The sequence below is a fragment of the Streptomyces sp. NPDC055254 genome (assembly GCF_053606025.1).
This window is the reverse complement of the sequence record NZ_JBSGQV010000021.1, coordinates 1-21,723: the sequence shown is the minus strand read 5'-3', so window position 1 is coordinate 21,723 and position 21,723 is coordinate 1. Positions and strand designations below refer to the sequence as shown.

Genomic DNA, 21,723 nt, shown 5'->3' with positions numbered 1-21,723 from the left:
CGCGCCCGGCGCGGGGGTTACGTGTTTCCAGGCAGGTGCGAGGTGTCGTTGAGCAGCCGGACCGAGGCGTTGCCGTCCGCGTAGTAGGCCACCGCCGAGAGCGAGGCCGCCGAGAGCTCCATGCGGAACAGCGCTTCCGGCGGGGCGCCCAGGGCCAGGCGGACGAGGATCTTGACCGGGGTCACATGGGTGACCAGCAGGACCGTGCGGCCCGCGTGGGCGGCGATCAGCCGGTCGCGGGTGGCCGAGATGCGGCGGGTGGCGGCCGTGAAGCTCTCGCCGCCGCCGGTCGGGGCCGCCTCGGGGGAGTCCAGCCAGGCCTGGAGGTCGTCGGGGAAGCGCTCGCGCACCTCGGCGAAGGTCAGGCCCTCCCAGGCGCCGAAGTCGACCTCGCGCAGCCCTTCCTCGACCGTCACGGGGAGACCGAGGCGGTCGGCTACGGCCCGTGCGGTCTCGCGGCAGCGGCGCATCGGGGAGCTGACCACGGCGTGGACGGTGCCGCGGGCGGCCAGCGCCTCGGCCGCCGCGGCGGCCTGGCGGAGCCCGGTCGCGGAGAGCTCGGGGTCGCTGCCGCCGCTGCCGGAGAAGCGCTTCTGCGGGGTGAGCGCGGTCTCGCCGTGGCGCAGCAGCACGAAGGTGGCGGGCTCCCCCATGTCGGGACCCCACCCCTGCCCGCTCGCGCCGCGGGTACCGGTACCGGCCGGGGCGGTCGCTGCCGCCGCGGGCGGCGGAGCGGTCGTTGCCGCCGCGGGCGGCGGGGCGAGGGCGTCGGCCTCGGGGAAGAGGCCCTCGGCGGCCTCCGCGAGGATCGGCTCGGCCGCGCGCACGGCGCGGCCGGAGGCCAATGCCGCCCGGACGGCCGCGGCTCCGGCGGCCGCGTCCCCCGGCGGTCCGGACGGAGCCGCGAACACGGCCGAGGAGTCCGACGGCTCCCACTGCCGGCCGCGCCGGCCCGCGTCCATCGCCTCGTTGGCGAGCCGGTCCGCGTGCTTGTTGCGTTCCCGGGGGATCCACTCGTACGTCACCCGCTCGCGCGGGAGGACCTTCGCGGCCTCGGCGGCCAGCGGCTTCATGTCGGGGTGCTTGATCTTCCAGCGACCGGACATCTGCTCGACGACCAGCTTGGAGTCCATCCGGACCAGGACCGCCGCGTCCGGGGCGAGCTCGCGGGCGGCCTTGAGCCCGGCGATCAGGCCCTTGTACTCCGCCACGTTGTTGGTCGCGACGCCGATGAACTCGGCCCGTTCGGCCAGTGTCTCGCCCGTCGCCGGGTCCAGCACGACCGCGCCGTAGCCGGCGGGCCCCGGGTTCCCCCGGGACCCGCCGTCGGCCTCCACGACGAGCCCGACCGGCCTCTGCATCAGATGCCCGAGTCGGCCGTACGGACGAGGATGCGGCCGCAGTTCTCGTGACGGACGACCTGGTCGCGGGGCGCGGCCTTGATCTCGTTCACCTCGGCCATGTCGAGCTCCAGCCGGCAGCCCTCGCAGCGGCGCTGGTAGAGGCGCGCGGCGCCGACCCCGCCCTGCTTGGCGCGGATCTTCTCGTACAGGGCCATCAGGTCGGTCGGCATGGACGCCACGATGACCTCGCGGTCCTTGGCGATCTTGGCGGCCTCGGCGTCGAGCTCACCGGTGGCGGCCTCGCGGCGCGCGGTGGCGTCGGTCAGCTTGGTCTCCAGGGCGGCGACCCGCTCCGTGAGCTCGGTGACGCGCTCCTGCGCGGCCTCCATTCGCTCCATGACCTCCAGGACCACGTCCTCCAGGTCGCCCTGGCGCTTGGCGAGGGAGACGACCTCGCTCTGCAGGTTCGCCAGGTCCCGGGCCGAGACGCCCACGCCCGAGTCCAGCCGCGCCTGGTCGCGGGCGGCGCGCTGGCGCACCTGGTCCACGTCCTGCTCCGCCTTGGTCTGCTCCCGGGCGGCGTCGCTCGCCTGCGTCTGGGCGGCGACGAGCAGGTCGCGCTGCTGGGTGAGGTCCTTGGACAGCGAGTCGACCTCGGTGTGCTCGGGCAGCGAATTGAGCTTGTGGGTGAGCTGAGACAGCCGGACGTCCAGGGCCTGGACGTCGAGAAGTCGGATCTGGTCGGCGGGCTCGGCGTTCAGTTGGGGGCTCCTGAGATAGAAGAGGGAGGTGAGGAAACGTCGGACGGCGCGTGCACCGTCCACGGGTCGGTGACCGTGCGCGAGACATGGGTACGCAGGCCCCAGCCGTGGCGCTCGGAGATCGCGTCGAGTTGCGCGGCGGCCTGCTCGCACCAGGGCCACTCGGTGGCCCAGTGGGCGGCGTCGACGAGGGCGAGCGGGCTCTGCTCGCGGGCCTCGGACACCGGGTGGTGGCGCAGGTCGGCCGTCACGAAGGCGTCCACGCCGGCGGCCCGGACCTGCGCGAAAAGGCTGTCGCCGGACCCGCCGCTGACGGCGACGCGGCGGATCGGCGCGTCGGGGTCGCCGGCCACGCGGATGCCCTGCGCGGTCGGCGGCAGCCAGGCCGCGCACCGGGCGGCGAACTCGCGCAGGGTTTCGGGGCGGTCCAGTTCGCAGATCCGGCCGAGGCCCCGGCGGCCCGCCGGGTCGCTCGGGTCGGGGACCAGCGGGCCGGTGATCCGCAGGTCGAGGGCGCCCGCGAGGGCGTCGGAGACGCCGGGGTCGGCGGTGTCGGCGTTGGTGTGGGCGACGTGCAGCGCGATGTCGTTCTTGATCAACGTGTGCACGACGCGGCCCTTGAAGGTGCCGGCCTCGACGGTGGTGGTGCCCCGCAGGTAGAGGGGGTGGTGGGTGACGATCAGGTCGGCGCCCAGCTTCAGCGCCTCGTCGGCGATCTTCTGTACGGGGTCGACGGCGAACAGCACTCGGGTGACCTCGGCGTCGGGGTCGCCGCAGACGGTGCCGACGGCATCCCACTCCTCGGCCCGCGAGGGGGGCCAGAGAGCGTCCAGCGCGGCGATGACTTCAGAGAGACGGGGCACGGCCCAAGGCTACCGTCCGGTGCGACCGTCCCGGTCAGGACGACCCTGCGGGCCCCGTGCCCCGGCCCGCGCCGCCGCCCGCGGCCCCCCGCCGTGCCGGAGGCCGCCGGCCCGGGTGCCCCGAACGCCCCGATATCGCACAGCACAATCGCCTCGACCGGCACAGGCGAACCGCCGCCCGGCCACCCGTATGTGTGAAGCGGAGTTGTTCATGCCGGTCGGGTGGGGGTGCGAAAACTACCTTCCTGCCCGGAGGTGACGGCCCGGATGACTGTCTGTGCCATCGAAATGACGACCACGGCCCCGTTCACGATCGCCGCGGACGGCTCGTACGCCGCCAGGCTCGCCGGGGACGGCGAGGCGCGCTACGCGGAGCGCTGGACCCTGACCGGGCCCGAGCCGTACGCGGTGCCGCTGCCGCTCGGCCAGCCCGAGGAGGCCGACAGCGAGGTGCTGCCGCTGGCCGACGGACGGGTGCTGATCCACCGGCGGGTGGCCGACCGGCACGCCTTCGCCCTGCTCTACCCGACGGGCGGCGCCGCGGGCGGGCCCCGCACCGGAGAGCTCCAGCTGGGCTCGGTGGAGGCGGAGGACGGCCTACGGGTCCGCCTGCTGCCGCCGTCGCCGGACGGAGCGGGGGCCTTCGCCCTGGCGGTCACGGACACCGCGACCACGCTGTGGCGGGTCACCGGCACCGGCGCCGGACCGCTGCGGGTCGCCTGCGTACCGGGCCGCTGCTCCGGCGGCGTCTGGCTGGACCGGGCGGGCCGGCTGCTGGCCCTGGACCGCGAGCTCGACGGCGCCACCAAAGCCGTCGCCGTCGACCTGGGGCGCGGCGGCGAGGTCTCCCCGCTGCTCCAGATCACGGAGGACAGCGACGACCGGCTGCTGCTGGCCGACGCGGACAGCGGACTCCTGCTGATCCGCTCCGACGCCCCGGGCGAGCCCCGGCTGGGTTGGGGGGTGCTGGGCAGTTCGCTGCCGGTCCGGTTCCCGGAGTGCCTGCGCGCGGAGGGGGCCGTGGCCGCGCCCTTCGCGGTGCAGCCGGGCCAGGCTCTGATGCCGGAGTCCTGCGGGGTCGCGCTGCGGCTGCCCGAGGGCGTCATCGGCCTGTGGCGGCCCGCCGACCGGCAGGTCTTCCGGCTCGGCGCCCCCGTGGGCTGGCTGGGCGGGGCGGGGCTGTGGACCGCGCAGGGCCGGCTGCACCTCCCGTACGCGACCCCCGAGGTGCCGTGCGGGATCCTCGGGACGGCGCTGCCGGTCAGCCCTCCGCCGCAGGTCCGCCTGGATTCGCCCGCGCCCGCCGCGCCGCGCCCGGTGCCGCTGCAGCAGGCCCCGCTCGCCTCGGTCTGACCCCGGGCACCCCGGGGGGCCGGCCCGCCTCCCGCGCGGTCCGGCCCCACCGGCGGACCTGGCCGGTCACGGCCCTAGCCGTGCTTGAGGCCCAGGACCTCCGTCGCCGCGAAGGTCTCGTTCGCGGGGCGGGCGTCGTAGTGCGGGGTCAGCACCTCGTCGAGCTCCTCGTAGGAGAAGGCCTCCTTGGTGGTGTCGAACTTCGCCGCCACCCTGGGGCGTTCCATCACGACCACGATCCCGCCGTGCACGACGAACAGCTGGCCGTTCACCTTCGCCGAGGCCGGCGAGGCCAGGTAGCCCACGAGCGGGGAGACGTGCTCGGGGGCGAGGGCGTCGAGCCTGCCCTCCTCCGGGACCTCGAAGCCGGCGAAGACGTCCTCGGTCATCCGGGTGCGGGCGCGCGGGCAGATGGCGTTGGCCGTCACCCCGTACTTGGCCAGGGCGAGGGCGGTCGAGGTGGTCAGGCCCACGATGCCGCCCTTGGCCGCGGCGTAGTTCGGCTGGCCGGCCGAACCGCCGAGGAAGGCCTCGGAGGAGGTGTTGACGATCCGGCCGTAGACGGGGCCGCCCGCCGCCTTCGAGCGCTCCCGCCAGTGCGCGGAAGCGAAGTGCGTGGTGTTGAAGTGGCCCTTGAGGTGGACCCGGATCACCGAGTCCCACTCCGCCTCCGACATCGAGAAGACCATCCGGTCGCGCAGGATGCCCGCGTTGTTGACCAGGACGTCGAGCTTCCCGAAGCTGCGCACCGCCAGCTCCACCAGCTCGCGCGCCTGCTCGAAGTCGGCCACGTCCCCCAGGTGTGCCACCGCCTGCCCGCCCGCCGCGCGGATCTGCGCGGCGACCTCTTGCGCCGGGGCGGCCGAGGCCTCCCCGGAGCCGTCCCGGCCGGGCTGGCCGAAGTCGTTGACGACCACGCTCGCGCCGAGGCGGGCCAGCTCGACCGCCTCGGCCCGGCCGAGCCCGCGGCCCGCGCCGGTGACGACGGCGGAAAGTCCCTCAAGTGGGAGCGACATGTACCGGATTCCTCTCGATGCGGTCGGTGGGTCGAGCGGCGGGCCGGGCTGCGGCCCGCGGGTCAGATCTCGATGCAGGTGCGCAGTGCCGTGCCCGTCCGCATCTGGTCGAGGGCGTCGTTGACCTCCGCGAGCCGCACCCGGTGCGTGATCAGGCTCTCCAGGTCCACCCGGCCGGCCCGCCACAGCGCGATGGTGCGCTCGTAGGAACGCAGCACGTCCCCGCCCCCGTACAGCGACGGCAGGATCCGCTTCTCGTCGAAGAACAGCGAGAACATGTCGATCTGGAAGTTGTCGTCGAGCGCGCCCGCGCCGACCACGCAGACCGTGCCGCCGCGGCGGGTCATCCGGTACGCGGTCTGCGCGGTGACGGACTTGCCGACCACCTCGAAGACGTAGTCGAAGCCCTCGCCGCCGGTGATCCGGTGCTTGGCGTCGTCGAAGGCGTCCGGGGAGACCGCCTCGGTGGCCCCGAAGCGCAGGGCGGCCTCGCGCCGCGACTGCACCGGGTCCACGGCGACGATCTGCGCGGCGCCCTGCACCTTGGCGCCCTGGATGACGGATACGCCGACTCCGCCGCAGCCGATGACGGCGACGGACGAGCCCGCCTGCACCTGGGCGGTGTTGATGGCCGCGCCCAGGCCGGTGGTGACGCCGCAGCCGATCAGGGCGGCGATGTCGAAGGGCACGTCGTCGGGGATCGGTACGGCGCACCTGGCATCGACGACGAGTTCCTCGGCGAAGGTGCCGGTCGCGGCGAAGCCGAAGACGTCCCCGCCCGCGCGCCGGAAGTTGGGGGTGCCCGCGTTGACCAGGCTCGCCATGCACAGGTGTCCCTGACCGCGCCCGCAGGACGGACACCGGCCGCACGGCGGCAGCCAGCACACGAGGACCCGGTCGCCCTGCGCCAGGCCGGTGACTCCGTCACCGACGTCGGCGATCACCCCGGAGCCCTCGTGGCCGGGGATGAAGGGGGCGGGCTGCGGCAGGACGCCGCTCATCGCGGAGAGGTCGGAGTGGCACAGGCCGGTGGCCTTGATCCGGATCTTCACCTTGCCGGGACCGAGGCCCACGGCCTCCATGTCGTCGACGACTTCCAGCTTGTCCTGGCCGATCTCGCTCTGCAGTGCTGCGCGCACGGTGCGGCTCCTTCTGTCGGTCCGGGTGACGCGTGGTGCTGGTGACGCGTGGTGCTGTCACGCGTTGTGCTGCTACGCGTGGTGCTGCTACGCGTGTTCGACGACGGTGTCGGCCAGGACCGGCGCGTCGTCCCGTTCGGCGGCGGTCACCGACACCAGGACCCGGCCGGGCTCGGCCCACATCCGGATGCGCAGCGTCTCGCCGGGGAAGACGATCCCGGCGAAGCGCGTGCGGTAGGCCCGCACCCGGGACACGTCCCCGCCGAGTGCCGTGTCGACGACGGCCTTGAGGGTCATCCCGTACGAGCACAGGCCGTGCAGGATCGGCCGGTCGAAGCCGGCCAGCTCGGCGAACTCGGGGTCGGCGTGCAGCGGGTTCCAGTCGCCGGAGAGGCGGTACAGCAGCGCCTGCTCCTCCCGGATCCCGCGCTCCTCGATGCGGTCGGGCGTCCGCTCGGGCAGCTCCTCCCGCACGGACGGGCCGCGTTCGCCGCCGAAGCCGCCCTCGCCCCGTACGAAGAGCTGCGCGTCACTGGTCCACAGCGGCCCGTCGGCGTCCGCGACCTCGGAGCGCAGCACGATCACCGCGGCCTTGCCCTTGTCGTAGACGGCGGCGACCTTGGAGCTGGAGGTGGCCCGGCCCTTGACGGGGATGGGCCGGTGCAGCTCGATGGAGTGGCCGCCGTGCAGGACGGACGCGAGGTCGACCCGGATCCCGGGAGCGGCGAGCCCGCCCAGCATGGCCATGCCGGCGCCGGCGACGGTCGCGAAGCTGGGCAGGACGTGGAGCTTGGACTCCAGGGTGTAGCGCAGCTCGTCGGGGTCGGTGGCCGGCAGGCCCGCACCGAGGCCGAGGTGGTACAGCTGGATGTCCTTGTGGTCCCAGCCGATGTCCCCCTGGCGGGGTTCGGCGGCGAGGGCCTTGGCGGCATCGATCGGCATGGGGGTGCTGCTCCCTGTTCTCGAAGAAGCGCTGCCTTGGAAGACCTCGGTGCGGACGTCCGCACCGTCGACCGCACCGAGGTCGCACACGGGCCGGTTCTAGAACGCGTTCTAGGCCGGTGAAGGAAAGGTATAACGCAGGCCCCCGCAGTTGGGAAGAGTCCTGACTCTACGTCAGATACGGTTCCGGTCACGCGTGTTGCGGCCGGACTTGTGGCCGGATCGGAGCGCGGGGCACTAATCTGGCCCGGTGGAGGAAATGCCCGCGGATCACCGCCCGACCCGCTCCCTACGGGTCCTGCTGGACCCGCCGAACCCGGCCCTGGCGCTCCGGCTCGGTCTCCAGCCGGACATCGAGGTGGTCGCGTCCCCGACGGCCCGGCCCGCGGTGGCCCTGGTCGAGGAGGCCGACGCGGTACGGGCCCTGCTCGCGGACGACCCCGAGTGCCGGGTGCTGGTCCTGACGGGATCGGCGCACCCGGGTCTGCGGGACACGGTCCTCGCCGCGGGTGCGGCGGGGCTGGTCCTGCGGGACGGCCCGATCGAGGAGCTGGCGGACGCGGTCCGACGCGCCTCGACGGGCGAGACGGTGGTGGATCCGGCGCTCGACGCGCCGTGACCGCCGCCGCGGCATCCGCCCGCCCCGCCGATCCGGGGGGATCGACGGGGCAGGCGGAGGCCGGCGCTGCGACCCGCGGGCCCGCTCGCGGTCGTGCCCGCCCGCGGCCCCCGCGCGCGGCGCGCACCCGGGCTACCCGCCTTACCTGCGCTACCTGCGCTACCTGCGCTACCTGCGCAGCAGTGTCACCACGGCGGCGCCGCCCAGGCCGATGTTGTGCGCCAGCCCGATCCGCGCCCCGGCCACCTGCCGCGCCCCCGCCTCCCCGCGCAGCTGCCACACCAGTTCGGCGGCCTGCGCCAGGCCGGTGGCACCGAGCGGGTGCCCCTTGGAGATCAGCCCCCCGGACGGGTTCACCACCCACCGCCCGCCGTACGTCGTCGCGCCGCTCTCCACCAGCTTCCCCGAGGCGCCGTCCGCGCACATGCCGAGCGCCTCGTAGGTCAGCAGCTCGTTGACCGAGAAGCAGTCGTGCAGCTCCACCACGTCCACGTCCTCGATCCCGAGCCCCGACGCCTGGTACGCCTGCCGCGCCGCCGCCGCCGTCATCGGCTTGCCGACCACGTCGATGCACGACCCGGAGGAGAAGGAGGCCTCGGTGTCCGTCGTCATCGCCTGGCCGGCGATCTCGACCGCCTTGCCGTGCAGCCCGTGCCGGACCAGGAACCGCTCCGACACCACCAGGGCCGCCGCCGCGCCGTCGGAGGTCGGCGAGCACTGGAGCTTCGTCAGCGGATCGTGGATCGGCTTCGCCGCGAGGATCTCCTCCACCCCGTACACGTCCTGGAACTGCGCGTACGGGTTGTTCGCGGAGTGCCGGTGGTTCTTGGCGCCCACCGCCGCCAGCTGCGCGGCCGTGGTCCCGTACCGCTCCATGTGCTCGCGCGCCGCGTTGCCGAAGATCTGCGCGGTCGGCGGGGACATCTCGAAGCCGTGGCCCTCGGCCATGATCCCGTAGTGCCGGGCGACCGGTGAGGTCGTGAAGTCGCCGCCGTCCGCGCCACCGCCCAGCGCGCCCCGCTTCATCTTCTCGAAGCCCAGCGCGAGCACGCAGTCGCTGATCCCGCCCTCCACGAACTGCCGCGCCATCATCAGCGCCGTGGATCCCGTCGCGCAGTTGTTGTTCACGTTGTAGACCGGGACCCCGCTCAGTCCCAGCTCGTACACGGCCCGCTGGCCGGCCGTGGAGGCCTGGAAGCAGTAGCCGACCGGCACCTGCTCCACCAACCCGTACTCCACGCCCGCGTCGGCGAGCGCCGCGGCGCCGGCCTCCTTCGCCATGTCCCAGTACTGCCAGTCCCGCGATTCCGGCTTCTCGAACTTCGTCATGCCGACGCCCACGATGTACGACTTCATGCCCCTGGTGTCCCTTCAGTCCCTCGGGAGGCCGAGAATCCGCTCGGCGACGACATTGAGCTGGACCTGCGTGGTGCCCCCGGCGATGGTCAGGCAGCGGGACATGAGCATCCCGTGCACCGCCCGCTCACCCGCCCCCTCCCGCACCGCGCCCGCCGGGCCCAGCAGTTCGAGCCCGAGCTCGGCGGTCCGCTGCTGGTGGGGGGTCTGGACGAGCTTGCGCACGGAGGCGCCCGCGCCCGGCTCCAGCCCCGAGACCTGCTGGAGCGTGGTGCGCAGCCCGATGCACGCCAGGGCGTGCGCCTCGGCGGCCAGCGCCCCGATCCGCGCCCGGTACGTGGCGTCGAGGTCGGCGGAGCGGGCGATCAGCGCCTCCAGCCCGGTGTCGAAGGACATCTGGTCCGCCATGTGGACCCGCTCGTTGCCCAGGGTGTTGCGGGCCACGCGCCAGCCGCCGTCCGGGGCGCCGACCAGCGCATCCGCCGGGAGCTCCGCGTCGTCGAAGTACACCTCGTTGAAGAGGGCCTCGCCGGTGATCTCCTTGAGCGGCCGGACGTCGATGCCCGGGGTGCGGCGCATGTCGACGACGAAGTAGCCGAGGCCTTGGTGCTTGGGCGCGTCCGGGTCGGTGCGGGCCAGCAGGATGCCGAAGTCGGCGGTGTGCGCGGAACTGGTCCACACCTTTTGCCCGTTGATCCGCCAGCCGCCGCCCTCGATGCGCTCCGCACGGGTCCGCAGCGAGGCCAGGTCCGATCCGGCGCCCGGTTCGGAGAAGAGCTGGCACCAGGTCAGCTCGCCGCGCAGGGTGGGCAGTACGTACGCCGCGCGCTGCGCCTCGGTCCCGTAGGCGATCAGCGAGGGCACGACCCAGGTGGCGATCCCCAGGTCCGCGACCTTCACCCCGGCCGCCCGCAGCTCCTGCTGCACGACGAGCTGCTCGACCGGCCCGGCGCCGAGTCCGTAGGGGGGCGGAAGGTAGGGGGCGGCGTACCCGGTGGGGGCGAGGATACGGCGGGCGGCCGCCGGATCCAGGCCGCGCGCGTCCTCGATGGCGGCACGGGCCCTCGCCCGGTACGTCTCGGCTCCGGCGGGGAGCTCCAGCCGCAGCTCGCGCCGGGCTCCGGCCGCCGCGAGCCGTACGGCGCGCACCCGGTGCCCGTCGCCGGGGCCCAACAGCTGGCGGGCGACGAGCGCCCGCCGCAGGTGGATGTGGGCGTCGTGCTCCCAGGTGAAGCCGATGCCGCCGAGGATCTGGATGCAGTCCTTGGCGCAGGAGTACGCGGCGTCCAGCGCGGTCCCGGCGGCGAGCGCGGCGACGAGCGACCGCACCTCGGCGGGCTCGCCCGCGCTGTTCGCGGCGTCCCAGGCCAGGGCCCGGGCCTGCTCCAGCCGGACCAGCATGTCGGCGCACAGGTGCTTGACGCCCTGGAACCGGCCGATGGGCCGGCCGAACTGCTCGCGCACCTTGGCGTACTCGGCGGCCGTGCGCAGCGCCCAAGCGGCGGTGCCGCAGGCGTCGGCGGCGAAGAGCGTGCAGGCCAGGTCCCGGACCAGGGCCGCGTCCAACTCCAGCAGCCGGCCCGCCGGGACGGCGACACCGCGCGCCCGCACCTCGGCGGTGGGGCGGGTGGGGTCGGCGCTCTCCTGCGTACGGATGTCCAGCGCGGCGGCGTCCACGGCGAACCAGCGCGTGCCGTGCGCCGCCTCCGCCGCGAGCAGCACCAGATCGGCCTCGCCGGCGCCGAGCACCGGGGGCGCGCAGCCGTCGAGCAGGTGCCCGCCGCCTTCGACGGCCACGGCGGTCAGGCTCCCGAGCCCCAGCGCGACGGCGCCGACCCGGCCCGCGAGGGGCGCGGCCCCGGCCCGGTCCAGCAGGACGGAGGCCAGGGCGCTCGGCAGGTACGCCCCCGGCAGCGCGGCCCGGGCGGCCTCCTCGACGACGACGGCCAGGTCGAGCAGGGTGCCGCCCTCCAGGTGCGGCTCCAGCAGCCCCTGCGCGGCCATGGCGTCCCAGTAGGCGGGCCGCACCCCGGTCCGCGGCGGCGTGTCGAGCAGCTTGCGGACCTCCTCGGCCGGCACGGCCCGCGCCACCCAGCCGCGTACGGCCTCGGCCAACTCGCGTTGTTCCCCGGTGATTCCGATGCCCATGCGCGGCAGACTAGAACACGTTTCAATCTGACGGAAGGTCAGATCAGGATGTTCCCGCTCCGACCCCTCGCCCGGGTCGGAGTTCCGGCCAGCGGCTACCTACCACTGGCTCAGCAGGGGCCGCCGCCGGACAGCCCGCGCTCCACAGGGAGCCGAACGCCGTCGAGCGCCTGTTGGTGGAGGTAGGCGCGAACGCGCCGGTAGCTGCCCTCGTAGCCGAGCGGGACGAGCTCTTCCCGGCCCGGCCCGGACGCTTCCAGCCGGAGCAAGACCTCTTTCAAGTTCTGTGGCGTGCCACTCCCCGCGGCGCAGGACCCTTGATGGCCGGTCGGCCGGGAGCCGTTCTCATGACTGGCCGGGCCCGTCGAGGCGTTCCGTGGGACCGGCGAAGGAGAGGAAGAGACTCCGCGCGGTGAGCAGCCAGGTGTCGTCCACCTTGCGGAACGTGTCTTCGTAGTGCCCCACCTGAACCGGGGGCCGCGGCGGTACGAGACCCTCGCTGTAGCCGTCGACACGGTACGTGGTGAAGTAGGTGGTGGCGGAGGCCGTGTCCGCGGAGGTCACGGTAACCAGGATGTCCTGATCGCGGTGACCGACGACGAGGTGGGCGTCTTCTGGTCGTTCGGGGCGTACTGACGACGTTCGGAGTGGCAGGCGAAGATCTGAGCCTCTCTGCCGCCATATCCTGCGTGACATGACCAACTCCTGTGCGGGCCTTGACGATGCCGAGGTCGCGATAGCCGCGGCACGTGCCGGCGCGGACGTAGTGCGCAGCATGTACGGCCGGCGACTCGCCCGCACCGACAAGGGCGCCGGGGACTTCGCCACCGCCGCCGATGTCGAGGCCGAGGAGACGATCCTCAGCGTCATCCGTGCCGCCCGGCCCGATGACGCTGTGCTTGGCGAAGAGGGCGGACAGCAGGGCGCCGCAGAGGCCGCGCGCCTGTGGCTGGTGGATCCCCTGTGCGGCACTCTGAACTACGCCGTCGGCAACATGCTCGTGGCCGTCAACGTGGCGCTGCGCGGCGGAGCGGCGGCAGTGGCCGACCCGTTCAGCGGCGAGATCTTCTTCACCGATGGTGAGACCGCCTGGGTGCGACACGCGGGTGCCGATGCCCAGCTGGCGCCCACATCCGCCACCCAACTCGTGGATGTCAATCTGGATCCGCCGTTTCCCAGCGCGCCCGGCTTCCGGGCTGTGGACTTGCTGACCCAGCACCGGTTCGTGGAACGGTTCCGGCCCCGGGTCGTGTCCACGACTCTGGCGTTGGCCTGGGTCGCCGCGGGCAAGCGCGCCGCATACGTCACGGACGGCGGTGACCTTTCCGGGAGCGTGCATTTCGCTGCCGGCATCGCTCTGTGCCAGGCCGCCGGCTGCGTAGTCACCGGGATCGACGGCGGCCCGATCGGACGGGCAGGCCGCGGACTTGTAGTGGCCGCGGACGGCGAAACCCACCAGCTGCTGATGTCGATGATGCGCAGCTGAAGCCGCGCGACAGACAGAGCAGCTGCGGCCGCACTCCTGAGCGGCGGACAGGGAGCGTGAGAAGCGCCATCATCCGCAGCCCGCGCAGGATCAGCACGGTCCGGACCCCTGAACATTTCGACGTGCCCGGGGCGCCGACCGCACGAAGGCCCAGTTGGTCAGCCGGCCGCGCTCCCGCTCGTCCGGCGAGTGCGAGCCCGACGCGTTCCCCGATGTGGGCGAGCCGAGGGGTGAAGCGCGCGTACGGGGCGGTCAGCCGAGCGAACGGCTCGGCGAACGTGCGGCGCGGGCAGTCCGCCGCACCGCAGAAGAAGCGCCGGACCGTCGGCGACCTGCTCCGCGGTGAGGTCCGCCGCGGGCTCAGCGGGTCGCGGACCTGAGGGCGGCTCGGGCGACGGTCTCGGCCTGCGCCTCGCAGGTCCGCCGCGTCAACGCGCGCGCGTTCAGGCCGACCCAGACGGAGAGGTTGCCCTCACGGACGGCGAGCACGCACGTCCAGTCGGCACCGACGGCACCCCAGTAGGCCTCTGTTCCGAAGCCGAGACCGGTCGCCGGGCGCCCGTCGGCCGCATCGATCCGGAAGCGGTCCCGCTGCGTACCGGCGTTGCGTGCGGCGTCCCCGCCGGTCCTGAGGTCCCACCGGACCAGCGCGGCCGGCGCGGCGGCGGTGCCGAGGCCCTCCCAGCGGCACCCCCTCCGCTCGCCCCCGGCGTCGCTGGACACGGTGTCCCCGGACGGCCGCCCCTGCAACGGCAGCCTGCCGTCCGCCTCCCGGCAGCCGGGGACGGCCGTGTAGGCGACGGGCGCGTTCATCCGCTCCCGTACGTAGGCCACCACCCCGGTCCCGGCGACCAGGAGGACACCGGCCGCCGCCAGCGCCGCGAACCGGCGCGGTACGGGCCACCGCCGACCGGCCGGCACCGGCTCGGGCGCGGTGGGCGGGGCGGGCGAGATGGGCGGGGCGTCGTCCGCCCTCCCGTCCGCGTCCGACTCCCCCGTCTCGGGTTCCGATGCGGGTACGGCCACGGGCCCCTCGCCCAGCAGCCGGTCGATCTCGGCCCGCTGCGCGGCGAGCATCGCGTACACGGCGGCGGGCCACTGCCGGCCCGCCGGAGCGACCGGACCGATCAGCTCCCGCAGCCGCGCCGGGGACGGCCGCTGGGCCGGATCCTTGGCCAGACAGCTCGCGATCAGTTCGCGCAGCCCGGCCGGGACACCATCCAGATCGGGCTCGGTGTGCGCCACGTCGTACAGCGTCTTGAGCGCGGACGGCCCGGCGAACGGACTGCGGCCGGTGAGCGCCATGGCCAGCACCGAGCCGAGCGAGAACACGTCGCTTGCGGCCGTGAGCGGTTTGCTCTCCGCCTGCTCGGGCGACATGTACGCGGGCGACCCGACGACCCAACCGGTCCGCGTCAGCCCGGTGTCGTCCTCGACCGCCGACTCCGTCGCCCGCGCGATACCGAGGTCGATGACCCGTACGCCGTCCTCGGCGAGCAGCACGTTCGCGGGCTTGAGGTCGCGGTGCACGAGCCCGGCCCGGTGGATCTCCGCGAGGGCGGCAGCGAGCCCCGCCGCGAGGCGCCGCACGACGTCCTCGGGCAGTACCCCGGCCGACTCCACGACGTCGCCGAGCGAGGGCCCGGCCACGAACACCGAGGCGAGCCAGGGCGTCGGGGCGTCCGGGTCGGCGTCGATCACGGCGGCCGTGTAGGCCCCGGACACCTTCCGCGAGGCGGCGACCTCCCGCCGGAACCGGGCCCGGAAGCCCTCGTCGTCGGCGAAGCGCGCGAGCACCTGCTTGACGGCGACGAGCCGCCCGTCGGGCCCGGCGCCCAGCAGCACCCGGCCCATCCCACCCTGCCCGAGCACCCCGACGACCTCGAACGGCCCGACGCGCGCGGGACCCGACGCCCCCACCTGCTCCATGCCCCGCCCCTCTCCCCGATCAGGGGCGGATCATACGGAGACGGCCCTCACGAAGGCGGCGAAGGCGGCAGGACGGACGGTGAAGGCCGGCCCGTCCGGGTTCTTCGAGTCCCGCACGGCGACCAGGCAGGGCTGCGCGGCGACCTCGACGCACTGACCGCCGGTGTCGCCGCTGTACGAGGACTTCCGCCAGGCGGCCCCGTGGAGCGGCGCGCACTCGACACAGTCGCCGCCGGTGTCTCCGCTGTACGAAGACCTACGCCAGTCCGCGCCCGTCAAGTGCTGGTTGTCCATAGCGTTCCTCCAATACGCGGGCGATCAGCGCCGCCGAGTCCTCCAAGGAAAGAGCGGCAGCCTGCAATTGATCGTATCGGAGCGAACCTTCCCTCAGAGCCTGCGGATTGGCCGTCATGTGACCCTGCACGAAGTCCTCGGTGTAGACGAGATCCGGGTCGTCGTCGAAGCGCAGGATGTTGAAAGAACCCATCTGGCCCGTGTGCGCGCCCGCTGCAAAGGGCAAGATCTGCACCCTCACCCACGACCGCCTCCGGAGATCCAGCAAGTGGGTGAGTTGGCTCCGCATGACCTCCCGGCCGCCGATCTCCTGGTGCAGCACGGCCTCGCTCAGCACGATCCACATCAGTGGCGGGTTCTCGCGGTCGAGGATCCGCTGGCGCTCCATACGGGCGGCCACCCGCGCGTCGAGGTTCTTCTTGTTCCGCACGCCCAGCACCGCCCGCGCGTACTCCTCCGTCTGCAGCAGCCCGTAGACCAGTTGCGCCTGGAAGGTCGAGATGTACGCGGCCCTCGCCTCCATCTCCGCGTACGCCTGGAACCACGTTGGCAGCACGCTCCGCAGGACCAGCCCCACCAGGCGCGAGAAGTGCCCGTCCGTACCGAGCGCCGCGTCCAGGCGCTCCGAGAAGTCGCGGGTCGGCACCCGCTTCGTCGTCTCCACCTGGCCGATCAACGAGCCGGTGCAGAAGATGACGTCGCCCAACTGCGCCTGTTTCAGCCCCGCGGCCTCCCTGAGGCGGCGGAGTTCGTAGCCGTAGTAGTCCAGCGGCGAGGCGCTGGGGTCGAGGTCGCGGGACAGGACCATGGGACGGTCACCCCCAAGTTCATCGGTCGTTCCGTAGCCGAGCGTAGTGAGGCGATCGCACTCCGGTGGCCGGAATCCCGCAACTGCCCCGCTCTGGCTCGCTACCGGGCGGTAGGGCAGCATGGGCCGCCACACACGCGCACCGCCGGAGGAACACATGGCCGCCACCCCCAAGCCGGAGACCCTCGCCGCCTTCGAGACGGCCAAGGGGTTCATGCCCGTACGCGAGGGGCTCGCCCTCTACGGGGCCGCCCTCGAAGCCGGGGCGCTCGGGCTGCCGTTGCTGGAGGTCGGGACGTACTGCGGCCGCTCCACGATCCTGCTGGCCGACGCCGCCCGTGAGGCGGGGGTGGCCGCGATCACCGTCGACCACCACCGGGGCAGCGAGGAGCAGCAGCCCGGGTGGGAGTACCACGACCCGACGGTCGTGGACCCGGAGGTCGGGCTGATGGACACGCTGCCCACCTTCCGCCGCACCCTCCACCGGGCCGGGCTGGAGGACCACGTCATCGCGGTCGTCGGCCGGTCCCCGCAGGTCGCGGCGGCCTGGGGCGGACCGCTCGGCTTCCTGTTCATCGACGGCGGGCACACCGACGAGCACGCCAACGGCGACTACGAGGGCTGGGCCCCGCACCTGGCCGTGGGCGGGACGCTGGTCATCCACGACGTGTTCCCGGACCCGGCGGACGGCGGCCGGGCCCCGTACCGGATCTACCTGCGCGCGCTGGCCTCCGGCGCCTTCGAGGAGGTGTCGGTGACCGACTCGCTGCGCGTCCTGCGCCGCACCGGGGCCGGCATCTAGTCTGCGGGCACCCTTCGCCCCGCAGCGGCCAGGGCATATCTCCGATAAGCACACCACGCCCTCCAATGGCTCAGTCCGCATCCGGCGCGGGGCCCCGGTCTAGCATCGCCGCGTGCGCAACGACGACATCCCCCCGCCCCCCGAGTCCGCACCGCCGGCCTCCCCGGAGCGGCCCTGGTTCACCCGACGCTCCACCCTCGTCGTCGCGGTCGCGGCGCTGGCCCCGGCCTGCCTGGCGGGCTGGGTACTGACCCAGGCCCTGGCCGGGGCCGGGCCCGGCGGGCAGGACGCGAAGCCGCGCGTGGTACCGGCCGGGAGCCCGGACGGCGGCGCCGCGTCGACGCCCGCCCCCGCTGCACCGACCCCCGCCAAGGCCCTGGCGGGTCGGACCGTCGTCATCGACCCCGGCCACAACACGGGCAACTTCCGGCACACCGACGAGATCAACGAGCACGTGGACATCGGCACGAACAGCAAGGAGTGCGACACCACCGGCACCACCACCAACTCCGGGTATATGGAAGCCGAGTTCACCCTCGACGTCTCACTCAGACTGCGGAGCATCCTGGAAACGCAGGGCGTGAAGGTGTCCCTCACCCACCAGGCGGACCGCCCGTGGGGCCCGTGCATCGACGAGCGCGCCCGCATCGGCAACGAGGCGAAGGCGGACGCCGTGGTCTCCGTCCACGCGGACGGGGCGTCCTCGGGGAACCGGGGCTTCCACGTCATCCTCCCGGCCGAGGTGAAGGGTGGCGGCGCCGACACCGCGAAGATCGTCGGTCCGTCCCGGCTGCTGGGCGAGCGGATCGCCGGGAACTTCGCCCGGACCACCGGCACCTCGCCCGCCAACTACCTGGGCGGGGGCACGGGATTGGTCGTCCGCGACGATCTCGGCGGACTGAACCTGTCAACACAGCCCAAGGTGTTCGTCGAATGCGGCAACATGCGTGACGCCAAGGACGCGGCGCTGCTGACGAGTCCGGAGTGGCGGCAGAAGGCGGCCCAGGGCATCGCGGACGGCATCGTAGGGTTCCTCGGCGGGTAGGTGCGACGGGAGTCCCGCCGGGACCGCTCGCCGACCCGACCCCCTCGGTCGCGGGAGACGTCCGTACGATGGTGCCGCCCGCCCCGCTCCAGGCCTGGTCTGCGACCGCGGCACCACGAGACGACCGAGACCGAGAAGGACACCTGAGACGTGAACATCCGCTCCCTCACTCGAGGCGACGGCGTGGTGATCGGAGCAGCGGTGCTGCTGTTCATCGCCTCGTTCCTCGATTTCTACTCCACCACCGGCGGCGACCTCCCGAGCGCGTGGGACACCGACGCCTACCGGCTGGTGCTGCCCAGCGTCTTCCTGCTCGGCTTCATCGCGGCCGGCCTGCTCGTGGCCGGCCGCTTCCAGCCCGAGACCCGCAAGGTCCTGGGCCTGCCGCTGACGGCGTGGGGCACCGTGCTGGCCGTCTCCGCCGCGTGGTCCTCGCTGTGGTCGCTGATCACCTGCCCGAGCAGCCTCGACCTGGGCGCCGGCGCGATCATCTCCCTGCTCGCCACGCTGGTCCTGGCCGGTGCGGCCGTCGCCGGCGCGAAGATCCCGGCGCTCGCCGGGCCGCTCCTGCCCGAGGCGCGCCCCGCCGCGGTCCCGCCGTACGGCGGCCAGCCCCAGCCGGGCAGCGGCTACGGCTACCCGGGTGAGCAGCAGCCCTACGGCGCCACCCCGCAGCCCGTCCCGCCGTACGGCGGCAGCCCGACGCCCGCGCCGGGCCGGCACGACGCGGGCCACCAGGCTCCGGCGCCCGCCGCGGACTTCACCCCGTTCTGGTTCGCGGTCCCGGTGGCCCGCCCCCTCTTCGGGGAGGACGGCTCCCCGACCCCGATCGCCGAACTCGCCCCGGGTACCTGGTACCTGGCCGTGGAGCAGCGCGGCCCGGCCACGCTGATCGCCCAGACCCAGGACGGCCGGCGCGGCGTCCTGAACGACACCTCGGGCATCCAGCGCGGCTGATCCGCGACACGTGAGCGCCGACGGGCCGGGCAGAGGGATCATCCCCTCAGCCCGGCCCGCCGTCGTTCACGGGGCCCGCCGACCGCGCGTCGCGGCTTCCCCTTCCCGGCGGCGGGCCGGTGCCCTACAGTCGCCCCCTGACAAGCCGTCTGACGTATCGTCAGATACGGACAGGAGCGTCGGCGCAGGCCGCCGCGGAGGGGACCGTCCATGCGCCTCGGACTCGCACTCGGTTACTGGGGCCGCGGCCCCGACCCGGCCCACCTCGACCTCGCCACCGAGGCCGAGAACCTCGGGTACGACTCGGTGTGGACGGCCGAGGCCTGGGGCTCCGACGCCTTCACCCCGCTGACCTGGATCGCCGCGCACACCTCCCGCATCCGCCTGGGCACGGCCATCGCGCAGATGGCCGCCCGTACGCCCACCGCCACCGCCATGCACGCCCTGACCCTGGACCACCTCTCCGGCGGCCGGATGATGCTCGGCCTGGGCCTGTCCGGACCCCAGGTGGTCGAGGGCTGGTACGGGCGTCCCTTCCCCGCCGGCCCGCTCACCGCGACCCGCGAGTACGTCGACGTCATCCGCCAAGTGCTGCGCCGCGAGGGCCCGGTCACGCTGGACGGCCGCTTCCACAGCCACCCCTACCGGGGCGAGGACGGCACCGGAACCGGCAAACCGCTCAAACCCATCACCCATCCGCTCCGGGCCGACCTGCCGCTCCTGCTGGGCGCCGAGGGGCCGAAGAACATCGCCCAGACGACCCGCATCGCCGACGGCTGGCTCCCCCTGTACTGGTCGCCGACCCGCACCGACGTCCACCGGGCGTCCTTGGCCGACCTTCCCGACGGGTTCATGATCGCGCCAATGGCCCGGGCCAAGGTGTGCGACGACGTCGCCGAGGGCCTCCTGCCCGTCAAGGCGATGCTCGGCTTCTACATCGGCGGCATGGGCCACGCGGCCCGCAACTTCCACGCCGACCTGATGGCCCGCATGGGCTACGAGGACGAGGCCCGCCACATCCAGGAACTCTTCCTCGCGGGCCGCAGGGAGGAGGCCGTACTGGCCGTCCCGGACGCGTTCGCCGACGAGATCTCCCTGGTGGGGCCGCGCGAACGGATCGCCGAGCGGCTGGAGCTGTGGCGCGAGGGCCCCGTGACCGACCTGCTCCTCACCGCCCCCGACCCGCACACCCTGCGCGTCCTGGCGGAACTCAACAGCTAGTGCCGCGGCCGGAGCCGTCCGGAGCCTGGACCGTCAGGACTCCGGCCCGGCGGCCTGGGGCACGGCCTCCAGGAATTCGCGCAGGTCCAGCGCCATGACCGCGATCTCGATGCCGGCGCCGCCGTCGTAGACGCAGGTGACGATCCGCGAGCCGGGGTTGATGGACATGCCCTCCCTCACGGAGGGCACCCGCACACCGGTGGCGCGGGCCCCGGGCAGCGGCAGGGGCTCCCCGCGCTGCGGGACCCAGCGGGCCCCGCCTTGGTCGGCGTACACCCGGCCCGGCCGCCAGCGGCCCGCGCCGGCGGGCGTGCGGGCCATGCCGGGGATCCCGGGCACGGGAGCGGCGGCCGTCCGCGCGAGGTGCTTGCGCCGCAGGAGCCAGCCGGCTCCGGCGGCGGCGAGGACGGCCACCACGATCTCGATCACGCGACCATTGAAGCAGGCCGGGCGGACTATCCGCCCAGCTGGGACAGGCTCGGGACCTTGTCGGTGACCGTGGCGCCCGCGCCCTGGCCCGCTTCCTTGACGCCGCCGATGACGTTGTTGAAGGCGTCGATGTCGGCGTCACCCGCCTCGCCCTTGCGGAGCTTGGCGCCGAGGCCCTTGAGGGACTCGATGCCCGCGGTCAGCGGGACCATCGCCTTCGACAGCAGCGGGTCGCCCTTGGCGTTCTGGGCGGCCGCCTTCAGCCGGTTGTAGGCGAAGGCACCGGCGAGACCGGCCTTGATGAGGGCGAAGGTACGGCCGTTGGCGCCCTTCTTGAACTTGCCCTCGCGGTACGGCTTGACGATCCACTGGTACGTGGCTCCGGCCGCGAGCCCGGCGTTGGCGACGAAGCGCGTCTTGGCGAACTTCTGCCGCTCGGCGGACGTGGTGGGCGAGGGGGTCACGGCGGCCAGCTCGTCGGCTTCGGCGGCGGCCGGCTCGGCGGCGGCGAGGGCTGCCAGCTCGGCGGCCGCGGCGGGCGACACCACCTCCCCCGCCTGGCTGCTGGCACCGGCGGAGCCGCTGCCGCCACCGCCGCACGCGGTGGCACCGGCGAGCAGTGAGGTGGACAGGAACACCGCCAGGAGCGTACGGCGGAATCGGACGGTCGTGGGGATGGACACGGTTTCCTCCGGGGACTCAGGTGTCCCCCGCAGCCTCACCCCGGGCCCGTCGCTGCGCCAGTTGGGGGGCCCGTTCGGGTTTGCGGCGCGCCTTCGCGGCAAAACGGGGTGCATGCGCTCTCACACCCGAGTACAAACCCGAAGAAGCGGTAAGGCCGGCCGAGCCGTCGCACTGGTGGCGGACGTGCTGGCCCTGGTGATCGCCCTGTGGATCCTCCTGTACCTGTTGGAAGCGAACCAGGGCAACGGCCTGGTCGACTTCATCCACGACGCCGCCAGCTGGCTGGCCGGCTGGTCGTACGACCTGTTCACCTTCAGCCGCGAGTGGGTCCAGGTCGTCGTCGGCTACGGCACCGCCGCCGTGGTCTACGTCGTCATCGGACATGCCGTCGCCGGCTGGCTCTACCGACGCTAGCGGCGCCGCGCGAACCGTACGGAGCGAAGCGGCCGGGCCCGCCACACCAGGGTAGCCGGCGGGGGCCGCGTATGCACAGAAGCGGGTGTGGTCCCCGGGCCACGTGTCATGCGG

General features: G+C 73.7%; 22 protein-coding genes and 1 pseudogene. 8 read left to right on the top strand and 15 right to left on the bottom strand.

Going from position 1 to position 21,723, the window contains the following annotated elements; genetic code table 11:
- Positions 1 to 17: 17 nt before the first annotated feature.
- The 3 genes from ACWFQ8_RS20520 to ACWFQ8_RS20510 are packed head-to-tail and all read right to left on the bottom strand — an operon-like array spanning position 18 to position 2,967.
- The gene (locus ACWFQ8_RS20520; protein WP_453787677.1) at positions 18 to 1,361 is read right to left on the bottom strand and encodes a bifunctional RNase H/acid phosphatase; all 1,344 of its coding nucleotides are present in this window, start codon (positions 1,359 to 1,361) and stop codon (positions 18 to 20) included.
- Entirely contained in the window at positions 1,361 to 2,104 is a 744-nt protein-coding gene (locus tag ACWFQ8_RS20515; protein ID WP_453787749.1) for a zinc ribbon domain-containing protein, read from the bottom strand. Before ACWFQ8_RS20515 ends, ACWFQ8_RS20520 begins: the two co-directional genes overlap by 1 nt.
- Entirely contained in the window at positions 2,101 to 2,967 is an 867-nt protein-coding gene (locus ACWFQ8_RS20510) for a Nif3-like dinuclear metal center hexameric protein (RefSeq protein WP_453787676.1), read from the bottom strand. Before ACWFQ8_RS20510 ends, ACWFQ8_RS20515 begins: the two co-directional genes overlap by 4 nt.
- A 267-nt stretch (positions 2,968 to 3,234) precedes the next feature.
- On the opposite strand from ACWFQ8_RS20510, the gene ACWFQ8_RS20505 reads away from it, so the two are divergent.
- The gene (locus tag ACWFQ8_RS20505) at positions 3,235 to 4,320 is read left to right on the top strand and encodes a hypothetical protein (protein ID WP_453787675.1); all 1,086 of its coding nucleotides are present in this window, start codon (positions 3,235 to 3,237) and stop codon (positions 4,318 to 4,320) included.
- Between the two features lie 74 nt (positions 4,321 to 4,394).
- Here ACWFQ8_RS20505 and ACWFQ8_RS20500 read toward each other — a convergent pair whose 3' ends face one another.
- The 3 genes from ACWFQ8_RS20500 to ACWFQ8_RS20490 all read right to left on the bottom strand — a co-directional run bounded on the left by ACWFQ8_RS20500 (position 4,395) and on the right by ACWFQ8_RS20490 (position 7,417).
- Positions 4,395 to 5,336 (bottom strand): 3-oxoacyl-ACP reductase, encoded by a 942-nt coding sequence (locus ACWFQ8_RS20500; protein ID WP_453787674.1) that lies wholly within the window; start codon positions 5,334 to 5,336, stop codon positions 4,395 to 4,397.
- Between the two features lie 62 nt (positions 5,337 to 5,398).
- The gene (locus tag ACWFQ8_RS20495; protein WP_453787673.1) at positions 5,399 to 6,475 is read right to left on the bottom strand and encodes a Zn-dependent alcohol dehydrogenase; all 1,077 of its coding nucleotides are present in this window, start codon (positions 6,473 to 6,475) and stop codon (positions 5,399 to 5,401) included.
- 87 nt (positions 6,476 to 6,562) lie between these two features.
- Complete coding sequence (locus ACWFQ8_RS20490; RefSeq protein WP_453787672.1) at positions 6,563 to 7,417, bottom strand: MaoC/PaaZ C-terminal domain-containing protein; 855 nt, start codon at positions 7,415 to 7,417, stop codon at positions 6,563 to 6,565.
- Between the two features lie 259 nt (positions 7,418 to 7,676).
- Between ACWFQ8_RS20490 and ACWFQ8_RS20485 the strand changes: the two genes are divergently transcribed.
- Positions 7,677 to 8,036, top strand: a complete 360-nt coding sequence (locus tag ACWFQ8_RS20485) for a DNA-binding response regulator (RefSeq protein ID WP_453787748.1) — start codon at positions 7,677 to 7,679, stop codon at positions 8,034 to 8,036.
- 168 nt (positions 8,037 to 8,204) lie between these two features.
- Here the strand turns inward: ACWFQ8_RS20485 and ACWFQ8_RS20480 are convergent, their stop codons facing one another.
- The 4 genes and pseudogenes from ACWFQ8_RS20480 to ACWFQ8_RS20465 form a co-directional block, all read right to left on the bottom strand.
- The gene (locus ACWFQ8_RS20480; protein WP_453787671.1) at positions 8,205 to 9,392 is read right to left on the bottom strand and encodes a thiolase C-terminal domain-containing protein; all 1,188 of its coding nucleotides are present in this window, start codon (positions 9,390 to 9,392) and stop codon (positions 8,205 to 8,207) included.
- Between the two features lie 15 nt (positions 9,393 to 9,407).
- Positions 9,408 to 11,540 carry an acyl-CoA dehydrogenase gene (locus ACWFQ8_RS20475; protein WP_453787670.1) on the bottom strand — a complete coding sequence of 711 codons (2,133 nt, stop codon included), beginning with the start codon at positions 11,538 to 11,540 and terminating at the stop codon, positions 9,408 to 9,410.
- Between the two features lie 110 nt (positions 11,541 to 11,650).
- On the bottom strand, positions 11,651 to 11,821 hold the full coding sequence (locus ACWFQ8_RS20470) for a hypothetical protein (protein ID WP_453787669.1): 171 nt from the start codon (positions 11,819 to 11,821) through the stop codon (positions 11,651 to 11,653).
- 64 nt (positions 11,822 to 11,885) lie between these two features.
- Positions 11,886 to 12,131: pseudogene (locus tag ACWFQ8_RS20465) on the bottom strand (nuclear transport factor 2 family protein); the annotation flags it as partial.
- 103 nt (positions 12,132 to 12,234) lie between these two features.
- Between ACWFQ8_RS20465 and ACWFQ8_RS20460 the strand changes: the two are divergent.
- On the top strand, positions 12,235 to 13,026 hold the full coding sequence (locus ACWFQ8_RS20460; RefSeq protein WP_453787668.1) for an inositol monophosphatase family protein: 792 nt from the start codon (positions 12,235 to 12,237) through the stop codon (positions 13,024 to 13,026).
- Between the two features lie 360 nt (positions 13,027 to 13,386).
- Here the strand turns inward: ACWFQ8_RS20460 and ACWFQ8_RS20455 are convergent, their stop codons facing one another.
- The 3 genes from ACWFQ8_RS20455 to ACWFQ8_RS20445 are packed head-to-tail and all read right to left on the bottom strand — an operon-like array spanning position 13,387 to position 16,057.
- Complete coding sequence (locus ACWFQ8_RS20455) at positions 13,387 to 14,955, bottom strand: serine/threonine-protein kinase (RefSeq protein WP_453787667.1); 1,569 nt, start codon at positions 14,953 to 14,955, stop codon at positions 13,387 to 13,389.
- Positions 14,956 to 14,985: 30 nt separating this feature from the next.
- On the bottom strand, positions 14,986 to 15,249 hold the full coding sequence (locus ACWFQ8_RS20450; protein WP_453787666.1) for a DUF397 domain-containing protein: 264 nt from the start codon (positions 15,247 to 15,249) through the stop codon (positions 14,986 to 14,988).
- Positions 15,212 to 16,057 carry a helix-turn-helix domain-containing protein gene (locus ACWFQ8_RS20445; RefSeq protein ID WP_453787665.1) on the bottom strand — a complete coding sequence of 282 codons (846 nt, stop codon included), beginning with the start codon at positions 16,055 to 16,057 and terminating at the stop codon, positions 15,212 to 15,214. Before ACWFQ8_RS20445 ends, ACWFQ8_RS20450 begins: the two co-directional genes overlap by 38 nt.
- Before the next feature lie 157 nt (positions 16,058 to 16,214).
- Here ACWFQ8_RS20445 and ACWFQ8_RS20440 point away from each other — a divergent pair, with 157 nt between their 5' ends.
- From ACWFQ8_RS20440 to ACWFQ8_RS20425, 4 genes are all read left to right on the top strand, one after another.
- The gene (locus ACWFQ8_RS20440) at positions 16,215 to 16,859 is read left to right on the top strand and encodes a class I SAM-dependent methyltransferase (RefSeq protein WP_453787664.1); all 645 of its coding nucleotides are present in this window, start codon (positions 16,215 to 16,217) and stop codon (positions 16,857 to 16,859) included.
- A 112-nt stretch (positions 16,860 to 16,971) separates the two neighbouring features.
- Positions 16,972 to 17,904: an N-acetylmuramoyl-L-alanine amidase gene (locus tag ACWFQ8_RS20435; RefSeq protein WP_453787663.1), complete on the top strand. Its 933-nt coding sequence runs from the start codon at positions 16,972 to 16,974 to the stop codon at positions 17,902 to 17,904.
- 150 nt (positions 17,905 to 18,054) lie between these two features.
- Positions 18,055 to 18,861, top strand: a complete 807-nt coding sequence (locus ACWFQ8_RS20430) for a hypothetical protein (protein WP_453787662.1) — start codon at positions 18,055 to 18,057, stop codon at positions 18,859 to 18,861.
- A gap of 210 nt (positions 18,862 to 19,071) precedes the next feature.
- Positions 19,072 to 20,082, top strand: coding sequence for an LLM class F420-dependent oxidoreductase (locus tag ACWFQ8_RS20425; RefSeq protein ID WP_453787661.1), 1,011 nt, complete (start codon positions 19,072 to 19,074; stop codon positions 20,080 to 20,082).
- A 33-nt stretch (positions 20,083 to 20,115) separates the two neighbouring features.
- Here ACWFQ8_RS20425 and ACWFQ8_RS20420 read toward each other — a convergent pair whose 3' ends face one another.
- On the bottom strand, positions 20,116 to 20,511 hold the full coding sequence (locus ACWFQ8_RS20420; RefSeq protein ID WP_453787660.1) for a hypothetical protein: 396 nt from the start codon (positions 20,509 to 20,511) through the stop codon (positions 20,116 to 20,118).
- Positions 20,512 to 20,537: 26 nt separating this feature from the next.
- Positions 20,538 to 21,188 carry a hypothetical protein gene (locus tag ACWFQ8_RS20415; protein ID WP_453787747.1) on the bottom strand — a complete coding sequence of 217 codons (651 nt, stop codon included), beginning with the start codon at positions 21,186 to 21,188 and terminating at the stop codon, positions 20,538 to 20,540.
- Between the two features lie 118 nt (positions 21,189 to 21,306).
- Here ACWFQ8_RS20415 and ACWFQ8_RS20410 point away from each other — a divergent pair, with 118 nt between their 5' ends.
- Positions 21,307 to 21,609, top strand: coding sequence for a hypothetical protein (locus tag ACWFQ8_RS20410; protein WP_453787659.1), 303 nt, complete (start codon positions 21,307 to 21,309; stop codon positions 21,607 to 21,609).
- Positions 21,610 to 21,723: the final 114 nt, after the last annotated feature.